The sequence below is a fragment of the Shewanella japonica genome (genome assembly GCF_002075795.1).
GTDB classification, from domain to species: Bacteria; Pseudomonadota; Gammaproteobacteria; order Enterobacterales; family Shewanellaceae; genus Shewanella; species Shewanella japonica.
This window is the reverse complement of sequence record NZ_CP020472.1, coordinates 1,827,108-1,849,876: the sequence shown is the minus strand read 5'-3', so window position 1 is coordinate 1,849,876 and position 22,769 is coordinate 1,827,108. Positions and strand designations below refer to the sequence as shown.

General features: G+C 39.5%; 15 protein-coding genes and 1 other RNA gene. 11 read left to right on the top strand and 5 right to left on the bottom strand.

From position 1 onward, the window contains the following. Positions 1–252 precede the first annotated feature (252 nt). From SJ2017_RS07915 to SJ2017_RS07900, 4 genes are all read right to left on the bottom strand, one after another. Positions 253–498: a hypothetical protein gene (locus tag SJ2017_RS07915; RefSeq protein ID WP_080915419.1), complete on the bottom strand. Its 246-nt coding sequence runs from the start codon at positions 496–498 to the stop codon at positions 253–255. Positions 499–585: 87 nt separating this feature from the next. Further along, positions 586–3,435, bottom strand: a complete 2,850-nt coding sequence (locus SJ2017_RS07910) for a TonB-dependent receptor (protein WP_080915418.1) — start codon at positions 3,433–3,435, stop codon at positions 586–588. Between the two features lie 442 nt (positions 3,436–3,877). Continuing rightward, positions 3,878–5,065 carry a porin gene (locus SJ2017_RS07905; RefSeq protein ID WP_080915417.1) on the bottom strand — a complete coding sequence of 396 codons (1,188 nt, stop codon included), beginning with the start codon at positions 5,063–5,065 and terminating at the stop codon, positions 3,878–3,880. Positions 5,066–5,288: 223 nt separating this feature from the next. Further along, positions 5,289–7,730, bottom strand: a complete 2,442-nt coding sequence (locus SJ2017_RS07900) for a DNA polymerase II (RefSeq protein WP_080915416.1) — start codon at positions 7,728–7,730, stop codon at positions 5,289–5,291. A 237-nt stretch (positions 7,731–7,967) separates the two neighbouring features. Here SJ2017_RS07900 and dinG point away from each other — a divergent pair, with 237 nt between their 5' ends. From dinG to SJ2017_RS07870, 6 genes are read left to right on the top strand one after another with little or no spacing between them, the layout of a single operon-like run. After that, entirely contained in the window at positions 7,968–10,043 is a 2,076-nt protein-coding gene (gene dinG, locus SJ2017_RS07895) for an ATP-dependent DNA helicase DinG (RefSeq protein ID WP_055023904.1), read from the top strand. An 8-nt stretch (positions 10,044–10,051) separates the two neighbouring features. Beyond that, positions 10,052–10,825 carry a sulfite exporter TauE/SafE family protein gene (locus SJ2017_RS07890; protein ID WP_065108394.1) on the top strand — a complete coding sequence of 258 codons (774 nt, stop codon included), beginning with the start codon at positions 10,052–10,054 and terminating at the stop codon, positions 10,823–10,825. Next, positions 10,822–11,487, top strand: a complete 666-nt coding sequence (locus SJ2017_RS07885; RefSeq protein ID WP_372037887.1) for a primosomal replication protein — start codon at positions 10,822–10,824, stop codon at positions 11,485–11,487. Before SJ2017_RS07890 ends, SJ2017_RS07885 begins: the two co-directional genes overlap by 4 nt. Positions 11,488–11,496: 9 nt before the next feature. Further along, a complete protein-coding gene (locus SJ2017_RS07880; RefSeq protein ID WP_080915414.1) occupies positions 11,497–12,228 on the top strand; it encodes a DUF2057 domain-containing protein in 732 nt (243 codons plus the stop codon). Between the two features lie 36 nt (positions 12,229–12,264). Continuing rightward, a complete protein-coding gene (locus SJ2017_RS07875) occupies positions 12,265–13,167 on the top strand; it encodes a histone deacetylase family protein (RefSeq protein ID WP_080915413.1) in 903 nt (300 codons plus the stop codon). A gap of 39 nt (positions 13,168–13,206) precedes the next feature. Then, a complete protein-coding gene (locus SJ2017_RS07870; protein WP_065108397.1) occupies positions 13,207–13,533 on the top strand; it encodes a late competence development ComFB family protein in 327 nt (108 codons plus the stop codon). A gap of 98 nt (positions 13,534–13,631) precedes the next feature. Here SJ2017_RS07870 and ffs read toward each other — a convergent pair. Beyond that, positions 13,632–13,728: signal recognition particle sRNA small type (gene ffs, locus SJ2017_RS07865), an RNA gene on the bottom strand. A 715-nt stretch (positions 13,729–14,443) separates the two neighbouring features. Here ffs and SJ2017_RS07860 point away from each other — a divergent pair. The 5 genes from SJ2017_RS07860 (at position 14,444) to SJ2017_RS07840 (ending at position 22,762) form a co-directional block, all read left to right on the top strand. Further along, a complete protein-coding gene (locus SJ2017_RS07860; protein ID WP_055023910.1) occupies positions 14,444–16,576 on the top strand; it encodes an OmcA/MtrC family decaheme c-type cytochrome in 2,133 nt (710 codons plus the stop codon). Between the two features lie 276 nt (positions 16,577–16,852). Continuing rightward, the gene (locus SJ2017_RS07855) at positions 16,853–18,835 is read left to right on the top strand and encodes an OmcA/MtrC family decaheme c-type cytochrome (protein ID WP_080915411.1); all 1,983 of its coding nucleotides are present in this window, start codon (positions 16,853–16,855) and stop codon (positions 18,833–18,835) included. A 124-nt stretch (positions 18,836–18,959) separates the two neighbouring features. Beyond that, positions 18,960–19,907, top strand: a complete 948-nt coding sequence (locus SJ2017_RS07850; RefSeq protein WP_420876304.1) for a DmsE family decaheme c-type cytochrome — start codon at positions 18,960–18,962, stop codon at positions 19,905–19,907. A 12-nt stretch (positions 19,908–19,919) separates the two neighbouring features. Beyond that, positions 19,920–22,007, top strand: a complete 2,088-nt coding sequence (locus SJ2017_RS07845) for an MtrB/PioB family decaheme-associated outer membrane protein (protein WP_080915409.1) — start codon at positions 19,920–19,922, stop codon at positions 22,005–22,007. 176 nt (positions 22,008–22,183) lie between these two features. Beyond that, entirely contained in the window at positions 22,184–22,762 is a 579-nt protein-coding gene (locus tag SJ2017_RS07840) for a hypothetical protein (RefSeq protein WP_080915408.1), read from the top strand. Positions 22,763–22,769: the final 7 nt, after the last annotated feature.

The window sequence follows — 22,769 nt, the reverse complement described above, 5'->3', positions numbered from 1 at the left end:
GAGAACATCAAAAACTACTGGAAAGACGTGTTAAACGCTCTTGATTAGTCGAACGTTGTATTTTTAAGCAAAGTGAGACTGAAATAGAGTTGGAATCTTGGTGACTAGCTTGAATTTTATCAATTATTAAGTCATTTAATTTATAAGGTAAATAACTAAGTTCATCTAAAATAGAATAAAACTAATATAAATATAAAAACAAAAAATCCCAATACGAGTTCGTATTAGGATTTTTGTCAAAAAAATGATTGATCATATATTAGTATGAGCTTGTGTTTGCCCTTTTCTCCATGCTTCTCGTAAATCTTGTTCACTCTCTTTTCTAAGTTCGTCTGATAACTCGCGCGTCATACAAGTTTTTCTTTTCAAATTACTCCCTGTTTTCGCTACATATTCACATACTAAGTCTTCATCATTGTAACTGACGGTATCATCAGTAGTCTGTGCTGCGCAGCCAGATAATAAAATCAACAAGATTAAAGCTGTAAATTTATCCATGATTTACTCCATTAAATTGAAAAAAGACATGGTTTTTTCAAACCATGTCTATCAGATTTACTTACTAAATTTATTTAAAAACTAATTTTAGAACTTAACGCCAACACCTAAGTACAAGTGTCTACCAGTTGTAGCATATGTACGTGGGTCAGTATTGTCATTGAAACCAGTCGCCGCATATGGTGGGTCTTGGTCAAATACGTTGCTGACTCCAATAGTAGTACTTACGTTATCAAAGTAATAAGTAAAGCGTGCATCATGTACCGTTTGACTATCAACTGTACGAGAATCACTTAAATCATCAAGATCTGTAGAACCATCATTGTTAGCATCAAATGGCTCTAATGCTTCACCAATGTAACGGATCTTCCAGTTAGCTGACCAGTTATCTTGTGCTAAGTTAATGTTGAAGTTAGTTTTCCACTCAGGGAAGTTACCATCACCACTTGTACGACGGAACCAACCAGCGTTTTCAATCGTTGAACCATCAGCTTGAGTGATTTCGTATGTGTCATAGTATGTAGTATCTAGAACGAAGCTTAGATCACCGATACCAGTTTCAATACTGTATTGAGCATTGAAATCATAACCTGATGAATGTACTCCACCCACGTTAATGTTACGATTATCAATATCACTTGAGTTACCATATAAACCTGGGAATTCAGGTCCATAACGAGTAATTAAGTCACAATAAGTACCTTCTTCAGCACATTTATCTAGAATTAACTGTTCACCAATTGTAGAAATTGCGTTATCTAAATCGATATCCCAGTAATCAAGCGTAAATGATAAATTATCAACAAAACTTGGGCTCCAAACAGCACCGATAGTTACAGTATCTGCCTCTTCAGGTGTTAAATCTTCATTACCACCTAGAGTTGAAGATAGTTGGTCACCAATAGGCTCAAAACCGCCAGCTGGAACGCCATCAGCGATACAGAAAGAAGTCGGGTTTGTAGCACACTTATCTGAAACTAAAGGACTGTTATCAGAGTTACCAGCGAACAATTCACTCGTAGATGGTGCACGGAATGCTGTAGAAACAGTACCACGGAACATTAATCCATCAATTGGAAGCCAACGAAGACCAAGTTTATAGTTAGTTGTGTCACCAAATGTACTGTAATCAGAATAACGGATAGCACCATCAATTTCTAAGCTTTCAGCACCAACTACACCAGATAGTAATGGGAAGTTCATTTCTGCATAAAGCTCATCAACTTCGTAGCTACCTTGAGTTTTTTGGCGGCTTGAACCACTAGTAATACCAAGTGCAATTAATGCATCTGGTAAATCTGCGCCTTCTTCTTCACGGTGCTCAGCACCAAATACCATACCTACTGGACCAGCAGGAAGCTCGAATGCATCACCAAATACACTAGCACTTAACACTGTTTGTTCATTAGAACCTAAGTCATGTGCTTCGAACGTAATATAATCAAGCATTTCTTGAGATACTTGAGTATCTGTACCTGGAACACCAAATGTATTTAAAGAAACACAATCAGCGATAGGAGCATCGGCAGTACCACAAACAATATCGCCATTTGCATCCATAAATGATGGACCTACAGCTAAGCTAACTTTTTCAAAGTTAACACCACCCGCACCGGCTGTGCTAGATGAGTTTTGACCGTAAACGTAAGACACTTCATAACCCCAAGTGTCAGCAAACTCACCAGCGATACCAAATACACCACGTACAGTATCAACTTCGAATGTTGAATCACGTCCACCAGTTTCAACCATACGACGACGCCAATCTGCAATATCAACTGTCTCGCCATTGTCATTCTTAGGACCTAACTGTTGGTTCCAATAGTTGTCAGCAGAATAAGTTGCATCTGTCCAACCGAAGAATGCAAGAGGTGCTAATGGTAATGGAGCAAGTTTAGTTTTAGGTGTACGACGGTTAAATGAAACTTCTGAGAAGAAACGCACAGAATCATTAAAGCGATATTCAGCAGATGCATACATACCGTAACGCTCTTGAGGCGTTAAGTGATAGTTTGCAGGTGCATAGTTATAAGTATCTTTATCCCAATCCCAGCAATCATATCCTGTAGGGTTTGTGAAATCAGAAGGGTCAGATTGACCTGGGCCATTAGCTGCACCATGAGTAAATGAATTACAAGTTGCGTCATCAATGCCATTATTTACGCCGTTATAACGACCCCATGGTGGCGCAGAAGAACCGCCTTTATCTAACTCGCCAGTGGCTGGGTTTAAGTCATATTCAAAAGCTGACCAATCACGGTCACCAGACATTTGCTCTGTTTGCTCTGTGTAATATGCACTTACTACCGCATTTGCTTTGTCACTACTTACACCAACTGTGAAATCTACAGTTTTAGTTTCGCCATCCCAGTTCTCAGTAGAACCGTCATAAGAAACGTTAGCTTCGAAACCTTCAAAATCATTACGAGTGATGATGTTTACAACACCAGCAATTGCATCAGAACCATAAACAGCTGAAGCACCATCTTTTAACACTTCAACACGTTTAATGATTGCAACTGGAATAGTACTTAAGTCAGCAGATGCGTTAGCACCAGTACCTGAGTTAACCATACGACGGCCGTTAACAAGTACCAATGTTCTTGCGCTACCTAAACCACGTAAAGAAACACGTACTGCACCAGAACCACCGTTGTTAATAGCAGTGTTAGTTGCTGCACCAGCAACTGCAGGAATTTCTTGTAAGATATCACCGATGTTAGAAATACCTGATTCAACAAGATCTTCACGCGTAATAACTTGGACAGGGTTAGCACCTTCCATGTCAACACGTTTGATTCGTGAACCGGTAACTTCGATGCGTTCAACTTTTTCACCTTCTTCAGCAGCAAATGCTACTGGAGTGGTGAATGCCGCCGCAGCCGCACCGCTAATCATTGCTAGACGCACTGATTTAGCTAATAAATTCTTATGCATTGTCAATCTCCCTGGACTTATATCTTTCTTATTTTCCAAACTCGGTAAAACCAAGCTGGTGAATGTGTGCGAATTACACCGCTACTACATTTCAAGAGCAATAAAATCACAAATGAAACATTAATTCAACATATGTTTCATTAACATAACCAGAGTTTACTTGATAATGGTAGTTAATCTGTCCATTTTAGTGGACAGTATCAGATGATATAACTACCACTAAACCATAAGATATTGATAGATAATAGTTTTATTTATTACCAATCAGAACCAAGCTTATTAACATTTTGTTTTCAAATGAACGATATTTAAACAGCCTCATTTCATTGTAAATGGTGAAATACATACTTATTGGTACAAAGTTTTAACATTTAACTTCATCTTTTTTATTCTAAACAAAAAAAAGCACCCTTTCGGGTGCTTTTTATCAGTGATTAAACTACTAAAGCGTATATCTGATACCGAAACCGATACCATCATCATCTGATAATTTCATAGCAGCTTCTTCACTACCACTGAAGTCACTACTATCAATACGACCTTCAATATAAATTACAGTGTTGGCATCCCAGATGTAATGCAAACCAGCAACCGTGAATTGACGTTTGAAAGTATCACCGTTGTATTCTGCTTTATATTCGTCACCAGCATCTAAGATGTTGTATGAAAGAAATGCACGGATGTTGTTATCAAAGCGGTATGATACTAACGTCTCAACACCATATGCTTCAGAAATTAAGCGACCTAAATTGTCAGTATCGTGGAATTCTTGTTTACTGTAGTTTGCAGCAGCATATAAGCCTTCAGCATCCCAGCCACCGCCATATGTCAAACCAAAGCCATAAATGATGTCAGTTTCTTCGATTTTTTCGTTTTCGACAGTTTCACCTTTGAACTCACCAACGTTTACACCGGCAGTCACAACAAAATTATCGGTAGCTTGGTAAGTAAGGGCTAAGCCATAAGTGTTGTTATATTCAATTGTCGCAACAGTTTGCTGAGCACTGATCAACGGAGCCACTGGCTCGTCACCAATACTTCCATCTTCTAATACATCAAACTCATCTTGTTTTAACTGAGCTTGAACTGCAAAGCTGAAGTCACCAAATGCATTACGGTATTGAACCGTTTTATCACCACGACCTGTACCGTTTACAGAACCATCACCTTTGTTATATGTGTAAGTACCAGAAGCATCACCATCCCAAACAAAACCGTAGTTAGTGTTATAAACGACGTCGTACCAAGCACCCCATTGCTTACCAATCGTCAGCGTACCGTATGTATCATGGTTTACACCTACATAGCCTAAACGGTTCGATAAGAAGTCACCATTCTCATAAGAAAGTTGGTCATTGTTATAAATAATTTCACTGTCACCAAATGGATTTACGCCCCACTCTAGTTTAGCAAACGCATTCCAACCATCGCCCATTTGGCGATCAAAACCAAAGTTAATGCGTGATGCACCATTGACTACTTCTGTAGTGTCTTGACCGTGATAAACACGTGCATCAATGAAGCCACCAATTTCTACTGAGTTCTTGTCATCTTTATAGATTTCAATTGCTGAAGCTGTTGGTACGAACATCACTGCTGCTAGTGTCGAAGCGATTAAAGTCTTTTTCATCGAGCTAAACCTTCCCATTTTAAATTCATCATTGTTGCTGGTAACAGTCCATTTTGTTTGTATTATCCTTTCAACAAAGGCTAGCATGCTGAAATATCACGAAACAAAGAAATGAGCGCAATTTCCGTATGAATATACTAAATACACACATCAAACAGTACAATCAACTACCAAACTATTCAAAAATAGTAACGAATAACCACAAACGCAATATCAAATAACACTAAATTAACATTATCTGATGACTACTAAGACTATCAAACCCTTCCCCTAATAAGGCTAAAACGGGCTCCGCTATCGGCTTTATCTGTTTTTCGATGTAATAGTCATAATCTATTGACTCATTTACAGCAGTAATAGGCTGAGCACCATTCAATGTCATTCGGTACTCAATTAACGCTCCTCTTCTACCTTTATTCTTATCACCTGTGATCTGGCAAAGCCTAATGGCAGCTTTAACGTGTGGTGAGGATTTAGCGGTATATTCTTCTACATGACGTTTCAATCGTTTTCTAAATATCAACTCATTATCGAATTGACCCAAAGCCAATTGCTCAAGTTGCTCGTTTAGATAAGATTTAACGTCACCATTAGAAAACAATAAAAAATACAAATGGTATTGGATCCTTCTCGCTAACGGGCTCCAATCGCTTCTTACTTGCTCCATTCCTTTGAATGTAAGAGAGAGTTGCCCTTCGGCATCCTTTGATGCGCCGACGTAACGCTTTTTACTGCCAGCTTCTGACCCTCTTAAAGTCGGCATAACAAACTGACTAAAATGACTTTCGAATTCTAACTCCAAATGACTAGTTAAAGCGTATTCATCCAGACAACGCTGTTGCCACTTAACTGTCATATCATGTGCTAGTTGCTCTCCTAGTTTGTTGATATCTTTTATTTGATGCTTTTCACCCAACCACACAAATGTTGAGTCTGTATCACCATAAATAACCGTATAACCCAACTCTTCAATCCAAACTTTCGTTTGTTTCATAATTTGATGGCCACGCATTGTGATAGAACTTGCCAGTTTAGCGTCATGAAAAACGCACCCTTTTGAGCCTAAAACGCCATATAAAGAGTTCATGATAATTTTAATTGCTTGAGAAAGAGGTTTATCATTATCTTGTTTAGCTTTTTCTCTTTGCAGAGAAAGACTAGCAATAAGACCAGGTAAAATTGCATTATGACGATTAAACTTAGCTTCCAAAAAGCCGTCAACATCATCTTCTAAAGGGTTGAATTTTGCTTCAACAAGACTTTTAGGGTCAATTAAGAAGGTACGTATTATTGAAGGGTACAGACTTTTAAAATCGAGGACTAATACATCTTTATAAAAGCCTGGAATGGAGTCCATGACATAGCCACCTGGAGATTCTAAACCATTACTGGCCGCTCTCGCTGGTGCAACAAATCCACTTCTATGAAGATGCGGTAAGTACAAGTTATTAAATGCAGCGACCGAGGCACCTACTCGCCCAAACTCAAGACCCGTTAATTTTGCTCTTTCTAATGCAAAAGCCAGTAATTGGGTCTTTTTAAAGATATCCCACACTAACCTACAATCAGTTAAGTTATAAAAAGCTAATGCTTGTTTGTTGTGCTCAAAAAGGTGACATATTTCTTGCCCACGATTTTCAACATGATCAATGGCTTTGCCTTCGTTTAATAAGTGCTGAGAAACATGCTCTAGCGAATAACGCTCGAATTGATAAAAAGCCGCTTTTATCCAATCAATACCATCAAGTACAACCCGTCCAGGCAGCGATAGTGTCTCAGGACGATACTTATCTTCCACCTTCCAAGTCAGCGCTTGTTCATCGCGACCGATTAATAATGCTATTTGATGTATTTGACAACGCTTATACAGTAGCGCCAAATCAAAGGTCACCACCGCCCAACCAATAATGACATCAGGGTCATACTCTTTGAACCAAGTTATCAGAGCTTTAATTAATGAGACTTCATCGCTCACCCAGTGAATGTCATCATCGCTTAATTTGTCGCTATCAAACTTTTTGTTATCTATTGATTCAGACTCTCCTACCATGATGACTTTCTGATAAAGGTCGGTTTCCTCATTTAGCGCTGAATGTGAACCATATAAACCAACAGAATACAGTTCACCAGTTGGGCTGCATTCAAAATCTAAAGACACCATTGAGACAGGCACATTAACTTCTGTTCTTCTGGCTTTGCTTGCTAAGTAAGTGTGAGTACTTGGATGATTATCAGTGTTATACGGCGGCTGTGATAAAGGAGCATTAATGGCAAATTCAGCTTGTAATGCTATAAATCTTTCTATTAAAAAACGTTGTTCAGGTCGAATATCTGCTTCATAAATTTCAATACCAGCGTCATTAGCAATGCGCAGCACCTGTTTTAACATCGTTGTTGATTTTACATAAACACAAGACACATCTTCGTAATTAAAATTTTTTAGGCTTACCGGCTCAATTCTTATACCAGTACTAAAATGACTTAAAATGAACTCAGAATCTATCTGCTTACAAAAGCAAATAACATCAAACTGCTCCACCTCAATGATTGCAGGACCGTCAGCTGTTTTTATAAAATACTGCAATAGTAATCGGCCATGTCGATAAATGGCGTGTCGGGTGAGTACGAGCCCTTTTAGGGTGTTTTTTTGCAATTGAGTGTCCATGGATTAACAAGATTACTTTACATATTGAGTGTGATTAACTGAATAAGGTCATAGCCATAGATATTCATAACATCTAAGATCGAGCCCTTCATTATCCGATTTGAATCCTGTCGCTAAAAGTCTTCGCTTAGCTTTTAGCTAGATTATATATTTCGAACAACTAAAATCACTGTTATTATGTACAGCATATAACAGCTAATACAGAATTAGTAAGTAAAGATTGCTAATGGACCCTACATGCTAACGGATCATATCAAAACCCAGATCCGCACTATCTATAAAGATATTGCGACTGCGATGCCAAATTTTCGTTCTCGCAGAGAGCAAAACTTTATGGTGGCAGAAATATCAAAAACCCTAGCTGGTGACTATGATAAACAACGACGCATTATGGTTTGTGAAGCAGGAACCGGTATTGGTAAATCCCTTTCTTATATTCTCGGAACGATTCCATTAGCTTTGGCAAGTAAGAAAAAGGTCTGTATCGCGACAGCAACAGTAGCCTTGCAGGAGCAGTTATTGCACAAGGATTTACCTTTCTTTTTGCAACAATCTGGCGTTGATTTTAAATTCGGTTTAGTTAAAGGCCGCCAGCGTTACGTATGTTTAGCTAAACTCGCTGCCATGATAGGTCCTGAAGACACATCTCAGATGGCAATGTGGCAAACTAAACCAGATCAAAGTCAAATAGATCTCCTCAAAGCCCTACATCAAGATTTTAACGACAATAAGTGGAACGGCGAGATTGATACATTAAAAAAGCCTATTCCTGACTTTTTATGGCAGCAAATTTGCTGTGATAAGCACAGTTGTCATCGGCAAATGTCGAGCCATCATCACTGCCCTTTTCATAAAGCTCGTGAAGATGTCGAGACCTGGGATGTACTTATTGTTAATCACAGTTTGCTGTTTGCCGATCTAGAGTTAGGCGGTGGCGTGATTTTGCCAGAACCTGAAGACATGTTTTATGTCATAGATGAGGCTCATCACTTGCCGACGGTAGCAAGAGATTTTTCAAGTGCTCAAGCAACATTGAGGGGGGCGAGTGATTGGCTTGAAAAGGCGTCAAAGACCTGCTCCAAACTTCAAAATCAACTTAAAACCACACATATTATTGCCCCTGTGCAAGCAATGCTCGATCACATTGGCGATTTAGTGACTCAGCTTAATCAAGTTGCCCATTTTTGCGACACACAGCCTAAACTTTTTGCCAACCCAGAAACGCGTTTACGATTCGAAAATGGCAAGCTTCCAGAATCTTTACTAATACAAGCAGAAAACTTAGCAACTACATCAAATCTTGCAGTAAAACAATTTACCAAGATCCAAAGTGTACTGAATGAAGCAATCAAAGATGGTGAACTACCAAAGCATCAATCAGAAGCTGCTTTATCAGAGGCCGGCTTTATACTGCAAAGGTTAGAAAATCTCGCAAAACTCTGGAAAATGCTCGCAAAAGAGGATTCCAAAAAAGGGGCGCCAATGGCTCGCTGGGCAGAGCTCATTACCGGTAAACAACAAGATTACCTATTTTGTGCATCTCCAATTGAGGTCGGTTTTATGCTAGAGCATATGCTCTGGCAAAAAGCTGCAGGCGTTATATTGTGTAGCGCAACATTAAGAGCCTTAAATAATTTCAATCATTTCGCTCACCAAGTCGGGTTGTCCCTAAATGATGGTAGTCGTTTTCTAGCCTTATTATCGCCCTTTGATTATCAAAATAATGCGACACTGTTTATTCCACAAATGGAAAATGAGCCCACTGAAGATGCTTTTACAGATGAACTAGCAGAACAAGTTATCGCACTTGTAGAAGATGAAATGGCGACATTAGTACTGTTTGCCTCATATTGGCAAATGGAAAAAGTGACAGATAAGGTCAATGGTAAAATTGCCAAAGACCAGCTGTTTGTGCAAGGAACCATGCCAAGGCAACAAATTTTAGAGCAACACAAGCTCCGCTGTGACCAAGGTAAGCCCAGTATTATTTTCGGTACAGGAAGTTTTTCAGAAGGGTTAGATTTACCCGGTGATTACCTTACCAATCTGATTATTACCAAATTACCCTTTGCAGTGCCAACTTCACCAGTTGAACAAGCGCATGCAGAATACATTAAGAGTAAAGGTGGTAATCCATTTTTACAGCTCACCATTCCAGATGCATCACGCAAATTGATCCAAAGTTGTGGTAGATTACTCCGTAAAGAAGATGATTATGGTCGCGTCACCATTTTAGATAGGCGTCTTATTACTAAGCGTTATGGTAAATCATTACTTGATGCCCTTCCGCCATTTCGTAAAGTTATAGAATAGGTATTTATTTGGAATTTCTGTTAGATCCTAGCCATTGGGCGTTTTTGGCTGTTATTGGATTAGTCGCTGGTTTTATTGATGCCGTAGTAGGAGGTGGTGGATTGCTATCAATTCCCGCACTACTGACTATGGGCATTCCGCCTCATTTAGCCTTAGGCACAAATAAGCTGGCAGCATGTTTCGGCTCATTGACCGCTGGATATACTTATTATAAGCAGCAACTCATCAAACTTAGATTTTGGCGAACCGCCTTTATTACCACTTTTATAGGTGCTGTATTAGGCAGCATTTTAGTTTATTTAATCGACGCCGCTTGGCTCGAAAAAATTCTTCCATTGGTTATCATCAGCATCGCGTTTTATACCTTACTCAGTCCAAAAGCAATGGGAGATAATATTTCTGTAGCGCCCACCCAATCGCCGTGTAAAACGAAACAAGCAGCTCAAGGGACTTTACTAGGTTGCTACGATGGTTTTGCTGGTCCTGGCATTGGTGCCTTTTGGACAGTAAGTAGTATCAGGCTGCACAAGCTACCTTTATTAAACAGTTGTGCCCTTGCTAGGGTCATGACGTTTGTCAGTAATGTCACTGCACTCATTATTTTTGCCCTTTTAGGTGAAGTTGACTGGATACTGGGTCTATGGATGGGGGTGTGTATGATGGCGGGCTCATTCATTGGCGCGAAATCAGCAATACGATTCGGAATTCCCTTTGTCAAACCACTCTTTATTATCGTCGTACTAGCAATTGCAGCTAATCTTGCTTGGACCGCATGGTTATGAGAAATACAAATCAACTAATTCATCAATTAAAGCAGCAGCTCAATACACTTGAACGAGATGCGTTAAATCATGACCAGCAATTGCCTTCACAACAGAAGAAAATGCTGCAAGACATTGAAAGATTTAATTCGCAATTATTTATTCAGCAAGGTGCTCAGCTCACACCCTGTATCCAACAACTTAAAAAAGATATTGTTCAATTAGAAAAGCAACTTTCTCTAAAATTAGACATCAAAATTATCGAGTTAAGTTGCCAAAGAATACAAGACCGCTTTACTGCATTACGTCGAGCTTTAGTGACGACCAATATTAATGTAAAAACAGCTGAACAAAAACGTGCCAACAACCGTGCTAGATATGCGAAGAAACAACAGCAGCAACATGCCGACAGTGGGTTTGCATGGATAGCTAACAATGTGATGAAAAATAGCCACCAGATTTACCAAGAGCTTAATAAACATTTGAATTGGGCTACAACTTTTGAACAAAAAATTGCAGAAATGGAAACTAAGCTTGCAAACTGTCACAGTGCTGACAAAATCACGATACAAAATGAAATCCTTTCTCTGCACCGCAGATTAGGAAAGTGCCGTCAAGCAATTAGCTATATTGAAGATAGGATTCAAATGTTTGAACGACCGAATCGAAATACAAATCGTTAAGGAGCAACAATGAAATTTACACTGCCGCTGAGTGCGACATTACTGGCTTTTGTCACTTCAACTTCTGTTATTGCAGCAAATCTCTCCATTCCTATGTCTTTTGAATATCTTGCTTTAGACGGCAAAGAAATTGATACCAATATGTTCTCGCATAAAACTAACCTTGAGTTAGATAACGGCCAGCACAAAATTGCAATTCGTTATCATGATATGGTTGATGATGATTTCAGTGATAGCCAGAGTTTTATTAAATCTTCACCATTTATTATCGATATCAAGGTTGATGGCGATTACGAGTATCAGTTAAAGCCTATCGACGGCGACTATGTCAAAAAGCCTAAAGCCTTTGCCAAAGACCCTCAAGTCGTAATTTCTCGAAAAGATAACGGCGCAGTATCATATACAGTAACTCAAACAGAATATAAAGAGAGTAGTTTTATTTCCAATTTGTTCAACGGTAGTCAAGGCGAAGATATTGATACCTTGTCTGCTTCAGCAACAGATAGTAATACAAAATCTTTACCTGTCGCTAAAGTTGCACCCAGTGCGACTGTTGCAGCAACGGCACCTGCTGTAGCCGCTAGTGCAAATGAAGTTAACACGACTAAAACAAGCAGTGCAAAAGTTAACGCCAATAGCCAAACAGGGACACATCCTGAGCAAATGCTTCAATATTGGTGGCTTCAAGCTGATGAAGAAACTCGTAAAGAATTTATGAGCTGGGCGATTAAACAGCTATAACTTTTCTTCATCCCCTCTGCGCTTTCGGTTTTACATTTGGGCATACCACTTGTTTATCACACCAGCTACTCTAAGCTGGTGTTACCGAGTGCGCACCGCTTTCCAACCACGAAATATCAATTATTACAGCAATATTTAATTTCAAGCGGCATAGCCAATACAAAAGACTTTCACTCTCCTACTAAAATTTGCATAGACCAACTAAAACAAGTTCATGATCCCGATTATGTAGATGGCTTTTTAGCTAACACACTCGATAAAAAACAAATGAGGCGGATTGGTTTCCCTTGGAGTGAATCATTAGTAGACAGAACCTTACATGCAGTTAATGGCACTGTACTTTGCGCTAAATTGGCAATCGAAAATGGCGTCGCTTTACACTTAAGTGGTGGTTACCATCATGCCCACCAAGATTTCGGTAGTGGCTTCTGTATTTTTAACGATTTGATATTAGCCGCATCGACTATGATCAATTCAGGTAAAGCCAGTAAAGTGTTAATCATTGACTGTGATGTACACCAAGGAGACGGCACTGCCACATTAGCCAGTAATAATACTAATATTGTTACTTGCTCATTTCATTGCCTTAAAAACTTCCCAGCGCGAAAAGCAAAATCAGATCACGATGTTGAATTTCACAAATATACCAATGATGATCGATTTATCGAGACAATAACAGAAGTTGTTCCCTACCTTATTAATATCCATCAACCAGATTTAATCCTTTATGATGCAGGCGTAGATATCCACATTGACGATGATCTAGGCTATCTCAACATTTCAACCGCTGGAATTTTAGCCAGAGATACAATAATTTTATCTACAGCAAAAAAGGCTCAAATCCCAATCGCGGCAGTTATCGGTGGTGGTTATAGCCGCGATGAAACTGAATTAACCCAACGCCATAGCCAACTTTTTATTGCAGCCAACTCAATCTAGTTGCAAACTGATATAAAAGTAGCGCCATCGGAGTAAATTATGCAGGTTGATATTCGCAATTATTATGAAGTCTTATTAATGGAAATATTAAGAGATGAAGGGTTAATGGAGGAACTGCCAGAAGAATACCTTGCCGACTTATGCTGCGTGACGTTAAATCAGTTGCCTGTTCGCTATATCAGACATCTAGTCGATACGTATTTTTTTGAAGATTATAATGAACTTCAAAATATGAAAAAAGAAATACAGGCCGCATTAGAGAAGTCTAGAGAATTTTTAAAATCGAACTTAAAAAGACGTTTAGCCGAAGAAGAGGCTGAAGCAAAAGCTAAAGTTGCAGCATTACCAAGCTTAGAGAACACATAATTGGTGTTAATAGATACAAATATTAAAAACCGATTACAAACTGGCTAGTAAAAGATAAAACGTAATAAAGAAGATAACAAAAAGAGGATTTGGAGGTTCCCCTAGAGCCACACCTCGGCACATGAGTCACCTGCTGCGGTTGCTCCCTTCCGGGCCTGGCCGAGTTCACAAGTTATCATTGCGAGGGGACCCTAAGGTCACCATAGATTTCACATTAAACGCTTCTTTTAATGTGAACGGCAGGATTATCCCCTAAGCCCCTGCCATGATCAAGCGAAATTATGGCTCATTCGATATGAACATGACTGTTTGCACAATCATTGCCCAATTTGCACATAATTTATCACAACTAAGGTAAATGCATGTTTATGCAATAACTTTAAATTTCAATACTAAATTCATTTCAAAAGTCTATTGATTTGGCCACTCATTATTAATCGCGCAATAAATATGAGATCTACATCACAATTTCCTTAAAAAGCTTGTAGTTGACCATTAAAATCAGCCAAAAATCACCTGATTATGCATACATTTTTTAACTAAAAGACCTATTATTAGTAATGGCAATTTTAGACGTAAGTAATGTATGTGATGGTACATTGAATAATGGATTTATTCGTTATGCTTACTGAAATTGAATATTCCTAACAGCTTAATAAAACACTGAAAAACTACAATATTGCAACGGATGAGCAATAACACTCCCGCCGGCATAACATTTTCAATATGCCAACTTGCAAATTGCAGATTTCAAAATACCTCTTTAGGCATACTAAGATCTTAATCACAGTGATTATAGAACTAAGTGAATAAAATAAAGAGGCTTATTAAAAGCTTGGATAATATCCATACACTTGATTTTATGATGAAGAATCAAGTACGAATAAAAAATCTCTTGCAGGGAACAATGATGAAAAAATTCAATTTCAATACTACTGCTAAAGCGGTATTTAGTGCTGGCTTAATAGCCTTCGCTTTATCCGGCTGTGGCAGTGACGGTACCGACGGTAGTGATGGTGAAGACGGTGTTGTAGGCAAACCAGTTGGTTCTGTTTCAGCGTTAACGAGCACAATTACCACAGCAAGCGTTGATGAAAATCAATTTCTAACTGTTGATTTTAAATTAGCTGATGCAAACGGTGTTGCTCTTACAGGTCTAACACTTGCTGATATCGCTACGATATCTTTCGGACGAGTTGGTTCTGCAAATGAGCCAGGTGAAGACGAAATTGTTAATCCAAGTGTCGATAGACAAATTTGGCTAAGTTACTTCAATAAAGACAAAGGCGATGGTTACTTCACAGGCTCTAGCTACTTTGATGGTAGTAAAAGTGAATGTGAAGATTGCTTCGTTGATAATAAAGATGGTAGCTATTCAATTACAATTGATAAAGCAATCGACACTTTAGATAAATACGACTACATGGCAGACGCAACCAACGGCGTTTACATGTCTATCAAAACAACCAACAACGAATCACAAACGTTAGTTAACAATAGTTTCTTCTATTGGGTACCAGCAACTGATGTAGAAGTTGAAAAACCACTACAAATTCTTGCAAATTCAGATTGTCAAACCTGTCACCGTGCTGATCAAGCAGGTGAATTATCAATGCATGGCAGTAAACATAACACAGAAGAAGCATGTTCTTTCTGTCACACTGATTACAACAGCTATAGCAAACAGGATACCGATAGCGAAGGTAATGCAATTGGCGAAGCGTATGAATACGATGGTTCAATCAAAGGTATGGTTCACAGTATCCATACTGAAGCTAACTTCTCTGACGCGGGTGTTTACCCACAAATGACATCAAACTGTTTAACTTGTCATAATCCAAATGAAGAGTTTAACTTAACTGATAGCTGGAAAGCTGATGTTGATACCACTGCATGTTGGAGCTGTCATAGCCCAAGCCCTGCTGCTGAAGCTGCCGGTGTTCCTGCTTCACATCAACAAGGCAATAACTGTTTAACTTGTCATAAAGACGGCGAACGCGCTCGTGGAGCAAATGAAGCCCATTACGCATTAAACAGTAATTTCTTAGCAACAACACTCAAAGTTGAATTCAACTCAATGACTGTTGCCGATGATGAATCAGAAATTAAAGTAAACTTCACAGTGAAAAATGGTGAAGAATTAGTTGCGATTAACCAAATTGATCCTCGCCCATACCAATATGGTGGATTCAACAGTGCTATCGTCATTAATGGTGTATTAACTGATGACTTCTTAGTGAACTACCAAAAAGTAGGTTACGACACCTTTGTTGAAGAAGCGGATGGTTCTATTACCTCTACAGTCAGTGCTGATAGCTTTGATATCGCAACATTGATTGATGCAGGTTCAACTATCGTCCTAAGCAGTCAACTTCATGTTTGTTCTCACAGAGGCGTCATCGAGTACTGTAACGAAGAAGATTTAGATGCTGGTGATCAGAGTGCTCCTTACGTAACCTCTGACACTTACTACTTCAACTTAGATGGTACAGTTGTTGAAGAATCACCACGTATGCAACATGCAGAAATGGCAGATTGTCAGCAATGTCACACAACTGAAATCACTCACCGTTATACCAATGACATCGATGGCTGTGCTTCTTGTCATAATGGTACCCGTGCAACATCAGGTGGTGAATCTTCTAACCTAGCATTTAAAGTTCACTCGAAGCATTACGTTTATGACTCAAGTGGTTCGTTATTCTTCAAGAAAACTGAATGTCAGGCATGTCATGGTGAAGATGGATTCTCTATCCAAAACATCACTGCTGAATCTACACCAGTTGCATTTGGTAAAGATGACAATGGATTGCTCGTTGTATCTCCACAAACTGCAGCTTGTGTTAGTTGTCACGTACCTCCATATGGTTTAAGCGAATCAACTATCCAACACATTGAAACTAATGGCGGTGTTGTCGGTACGATTGATTCATTAGGAGTTCCAGAAGCTGACTATGATGCATTGAATGTGGTTGAAACATGTTCAACTTGTCATAACGATGGACAAATCCTTGAAGCACACTCTAATTGGGGTGGACAGTAAAGGTTAATTAGCAAAATAAAGAGTCGCCAATGTGCGGCTCTTTTTGCTTTTTACTGATTTAAAGCGAGTTAGAACGACAAATATTATACCTCTTTATAAATAGACCGATCTGCTTCACAGTATCAGTCTAGATTTAAAGATTTTTATCTTGTTGTGGATTAACCTTGTAAATGATGAATTTAAAACCCAAAAAGCTGAATTGACTCAAAAGACTATGTATCTAGGCACTAAATAAGCCAAGTCAAATTTAAGCAATGTCTTAATACGCAGGGACAAATGATGAACAAAAAAAATTCAAAAATCGCACTAATGCTTGTAGCAAGTGCAGTCAGCGTAGCCTTAACAGGCTGTGGCAGTGACGGTGATGATGGTAAAGATGGCAACCCTGGTCTTCCTGGTGGAACACCAGCAGAAGCAATTGAACAGCTTAATTTAGAAGTGCTGTCAGTAACTTATGCCGACAATATCCCTACAGTTAAAGTTTATGCGACTAATGAAGATGATGAAGCAGTAGTCGGATTAAAAGACTTTTCAATTGAAAATGCAGCTCAGCTTATCCCTGCAGGCGCTAGCGGCGCAGGAAACAGCGCGAACTGGCAGAAGCTTGGCTCAACCTCTACTTTTGTTGATAACAAAAACGGTAGCTACGACTTCACTTTCGAAAGCTTCGATACAGATACATTCAATTCAGAATTAACTCAACGTTTTAATGTTGTTGCAGAAGCATCAACGTTATTAGATGGTGTTACAGAAGTACCGGTCAGTGAAATTGTTGCTGATTTCGACGGTGAAGGTTACGAAGCGCTATACACTAAAAATATCGTATCTCACGAAGCGTGTGCAGCATGTCACGCTGAAGGCGAGAAGATTTACCACAAAGCCACTACGGTTGAAACGTGTATTACTTGTCATACCCAAGAATGGGCAGATGGCCGCGGTAAACCTGAAGTGGCATTCGCTCACTTAGTTCATAACGTTCATAACTCAAACAAAGTGTGGGGCCGTAATGATTATACTGCCGAAACTGCACACGCTATCGTTCAAGACAACTGTCAAAGCTGTCACATTGAATCAGAAGAGTTAACTGAATGGGGTAACTGGACACGTATTCCAACAATGGAAACTTGTACAAGTTGTCACACGAACATTGACTTCAAAGCGGGTGAAGGTCATTCACAACAGTCTGATAACTCAAACTGTATCGCATGTCATAACGCTAGCTGGACAGAAGAGATTCACACTGGCGATTTCGTACAGAAAAAAGCCTTCATTGATATGTACGGCATGACATCTTCATTAATCGTTAATTCAGACAAAACAGCCACACTGTCTGTCACGATTACTGATGCTGCGGGTACTGCAATTGATGCATCAACTCTCGTAAGCAAAATCCAACGTATTGAGACTATCACTAATGTGGGTCCAAACTTCCCAATCATGGGGTACAACGCAAGCCCAGGAAACGGACAAGCAAAAGTCGCTTACGACTTGGTTAAAAATGGTGAATTAGGTGAAAATGTTTCTGTAGAAGCAGGTGCATTACAATACACCCTACCAGCCCTTCCGTTTGATGAGTACTCACCTGCTGGCATCCAAGATACTGACACTGCATTTACTTTCGTTGGTTTAGAAATGTGTAACGACGGTACTGAGGCGGTTGATTGTGGTGAAGATATTGCTACAACAAGTATGAAAGCAGACTTAGTATTTGGCACTTTCTCAGGCGAAGCTCCAAGCATGCGTCATACTGATTCAGTCGCCTTTAATACCTGTGAAAACTGTCACGGTGAAACATTTGAAATTCACAAAGGCTACCATGCAGGTTTTGTCATGACTGAACAATTAGGTCGCGAAAATGACGAAGGTGAAGTAGTTGTAGGTGTTGATGCTTGTGTGACTTGTCATACTCCTGATGGCACATACGCTTCAGGTGGTAATCAAGGTGCACTTGAAATGAAACTTCATAGTGTTCATGGCGAGGAAGGTATCATCAGTGATTGTGCGCAATGTCATAATGACTTCAATCTTGATGCATTCAAACAGAAAGGCGCATTAGCCACTTCAGCTGGCGAATACACAACGCCAATCACAGCCACTTGTGCTTCTTGTCATGGCTTCGATGAAATTAAAGCTCACGCAGAAGGCCAAGGCGCGGTTGTAAATGGTTCTTACGATGATGCCAATGCTTCAGCTCAACTTGAGTTCTGTATGGGATGTCATAAGCCAACTATCTTCGATCACACTGCGGTGAACATGTAATTGTAATATCAGGGAGAAGCTCGCTTCTCCCTTTTACAACTATAAATACATCTACATCATGGATAGATTGGGAAGCCTTACTATGAAAATTAAAATGAAATTAAACTCTTTAATCCCAACCTTTATGGCAATTGCACTGCTATCTCTTGGGATGTCTCATTCGGCCTATGCGTCGAAATGGGATGCCAAAATGACACCTGAAGAAGTCGAAGCTGTATTAGACAAAAAGTTCGAAGAAGGGAGTTACTCACCCAAAGGGGCTGACTCTTGCTTAATGTGTCATAGACGCTCTGAAAAAGTGATGGACCTATTTAAAGGCGTTCACGGTGCAATTGACTCTTCAAAAAGCCCAATGGCAGGTCTTCAATGTGAAGCATGTCACGGCCCAATGGGTAAACATAACCGTGGCGGTAATGAACCTGTCATTGCATTTGGCCCAGACTCAACGTTATCTCCTGAAAAACAAAACAGTGTTTGTATGGGTTGTCATTTAGATGACGAACGTATGTCTTGGAATACCAGCCATCACGACAATGCTGATGTTGCTTGTGCATCTTGTCACAGTGTTCACACTGCTAACGACCCTATTCTGGATAAAAAGACAGAAATGGAAGTGTGTACTAGTTGTCATACCAAGCAAAAAACTGACATGAACAAACGCTCTAGTCATCCAATGAAATGGAATCAAATGACATGTAGTGATTGTCATAATCCACATGGCAGCATGACTGATTCAGACTTGGTTAAACCAAGTGTGAACGAAACCTGTTACTCATGTCACGCTGAAAAACGCGGCCCTAAACTATGGGAACATGCTCCAGTGACAGAAAATTGTGTCACTTGTCATAATCCACATGGCAGCGTAAACGAAGGAATGCTAAAAACTCGTGCTCCACAACTATGTCAGCAATGTCATGCCAGCGATGGCCATGCTAGCAATGCATATTTAGGGAACACAGGTATGGGTTCTAATGTTGGTGATAATGCCTTTACTGGTGGCCGCAGTTGCTTAAATTGTCATAGCCAAGTACATGGTTCAAACCACCCTTCTGGCAAATTACTTCAGCGTTAAGGATGTACGACTATGAAATTTAAACTGAATATTATCACCTTAGCGTTAGTTGCCAATGCTGGATTTGCAATGGCAGCAGATGGTTACGGTGTCGGCAATGCCAATACAGATAAAGTTAAATTTGATAAATGGGTCTGTAAAGGTTGTGCTGTAGAAACGGGTGTTACTGGAAGTGTTGGCGTTGGCGTTGGTTATAACAGTGAAGATGATATTCACTCAGCTAATGCTTTTGGTAGTGACAATGAAATCGCGCCTAAATTAGATGCTGATGTTAATTACATCGGAGAATCGGGTTATAGAGCGAAAGTTGAAGCTACAGATCTTGGCTTAGATAATGGCCGTTTGGATGTAAATGTTGGTAAATTAGGCCAGTACAACTTCAACCTAAATTACCGCTCATTAGCGACTTACAGCTCAAACACTGTTATGTCTCCGTATCAAGGTATTGGCGGTTCAGACCTCACATTACCCGATAACTGGGTCACTGCTGGTTCAACTGACGGTATGTCAGAGCTATATAGTAGCCTTAACCCATTTGAGCTTTCACTGAAACGCGAACGTGCAGGCCTTGGTTTTGAATATCAAACTGAATCAATGTTGACCACTTACGTTAATTATCAACGTGAAGAAAAAACAGGCACTAAGACAGCTTCAGGTAGCTTCTTCAATCAGTCAATGATGATTGCAGAGCCTGTTGACTACACAACTGATACCATCAATGCTGGTATCAAATTTAGCGGTAAAAACTGGTTCACAAGCTTAAACTACGATGGCTCTATCTTTAAAAATGATAATGCTGAATTAAGCTACGATAATGCGTTTAATCCGACTTTTGGTGCTCAGACTCGTGGCTATATGGCACTTAATCCTGATAACGAATCACATATCGTGTCGCTGCTAGGTCAATACACTGAAAATGGTACTGCTGTTAGCGGTCGCTTGATGTTCGGTCAAATGAGCCAAGATCAAGACGTGGTAACGTCTGGTTATGGCTATAGTGTGCCAACTGAATCTGTTGATGCTAAAGTTGATTTAACTGGCATGACATTAAAAGCAGTCAGCCGCGTTAACCGTTCTGTTCGAGTATCGGGTAGTTACGACTACTCTGACCGTGAAAACAACACGAATATTGAAGAGTGGACTCAAATCAGCATTAATGATGTTAACGGCCAAGTCGCTTATAACACCCCTTATGATCAAACAACTCACCGTGCAAAAATTGGTGCTGACTATCGCATTAACCGTGGTATGAAGTTAGACGGTGGTGTTGATTATAAACGTGATGAGCGCAGTTACTCAGAGCGTGAAGTCACTGAAGAAAGCACTATTTGGGCTCGTTACCGCTTAAACAGTTTTGAAAACTGGGACATGTGGGTAAAAGGTAGTTTCGGAAGTCGAGATGGTTCTGATTACCAAGCTTCTGAGTGGACCTCTTCAGAAAATAACGACTTACTACGTAAATATTATTTAGCAGATCGTGATCGTAGCATGGTTGAAGCTCGTGTTAGCCATACACCAATCGATGCATTAACAATTGATTTAGGTGTTCGTTACGCATTAGATGACTACATTGATACCGAGATTGGGTTAACTGAGTCAAAAGACACCAGTTACGACGTTAATGTAAACTACATGTTTAACAAAGACGTTATGCTAAATGCATTCTATAACCATCAGGTTATTGAGTCACAACAATCTGGCAGTAGCACGTTCTCTGGCCCTACTTGGCAAGCTGACATAGAAGACACCGTTGACGTTGTTGGTGCTAACCTAAGCTACAACAACTTAATGGATAGCCGTCTACGTTTAGGTCTAGATTACACTTACTCAGAATCAGACAGTAATACTCAAGTACGCCAAGGTGTGACTGGAGACTACGGTGATTACTTTGCAAAAGTGCATAACGTTAATTTATATGGTCAATACCAAGCTACTGAGAAAATGGCTTTACGTCTTGATTATAAAATTGAAAAGTACCTAGATAATGATGCAGCAAATGATATCGCTCCTGATAACATTTGGAATGTCATGACCTTTGGAAGCAACAGTCACGATTACACTGCTCACATGATTATGTTAAGCGTCAACTACAAGTTGTAAGCGATAACACGATTAAAAAAAGCCTGCTATTTAGCAGGCTTTTTTGTTTTATCTATTTACTTTTGTGCTCACATTCTCATTTAACGATAAATAACTCACGATTGCTAAATTAACAAAAGCTATTCTACTCATTGTTGATTAAAATCTGAGGAATGAGAACATATAGACACATTACCATGCTTAAAAAGTCCCTAATCATTTCGAGTTTGCCATTATTGTTATTGTCTGAACCAGCGTTTGCATCCACAACAACCATGGCCAATAACAGCTTATTGGTATTTATCGCACTTATGGCTTTTGTGACCATTAATGCCGTTGTGCAAACCTGCTGCTACTTTTCTGGCCAATATGTCCAGTCCAGCTTTAGCCATAAACATGTAACCGTCTCGGTTATTATTCCTCTCATTGCATTGATAGGTTTTATTAATCAATATCAGAGTTTTGCGCAGTTTATTCTCTACTTTGGCGTTGTATTACTATCGATTGGTGCTGCTTTAATACCTTTACCATTAACCAACAAACGCCCTCCTTCACGCTTTTCTGCATTGATTCTGCTTAGCGGTGCCATCATCATTTTGCCTTTAAGTATTATTGTGGCGCCGATTAGTCTATTTTCAATCGCGCTTTGCCACATTGCTTTGAAACAATCGCAAACACCACCTATTGCCAAATTTGCGACATTATTGACATTAATTACCGGTTACGGTTTATTGATTTACTGGTTATTTCAATTCGTTAATCAAATCGCAGCCTAATCCAATT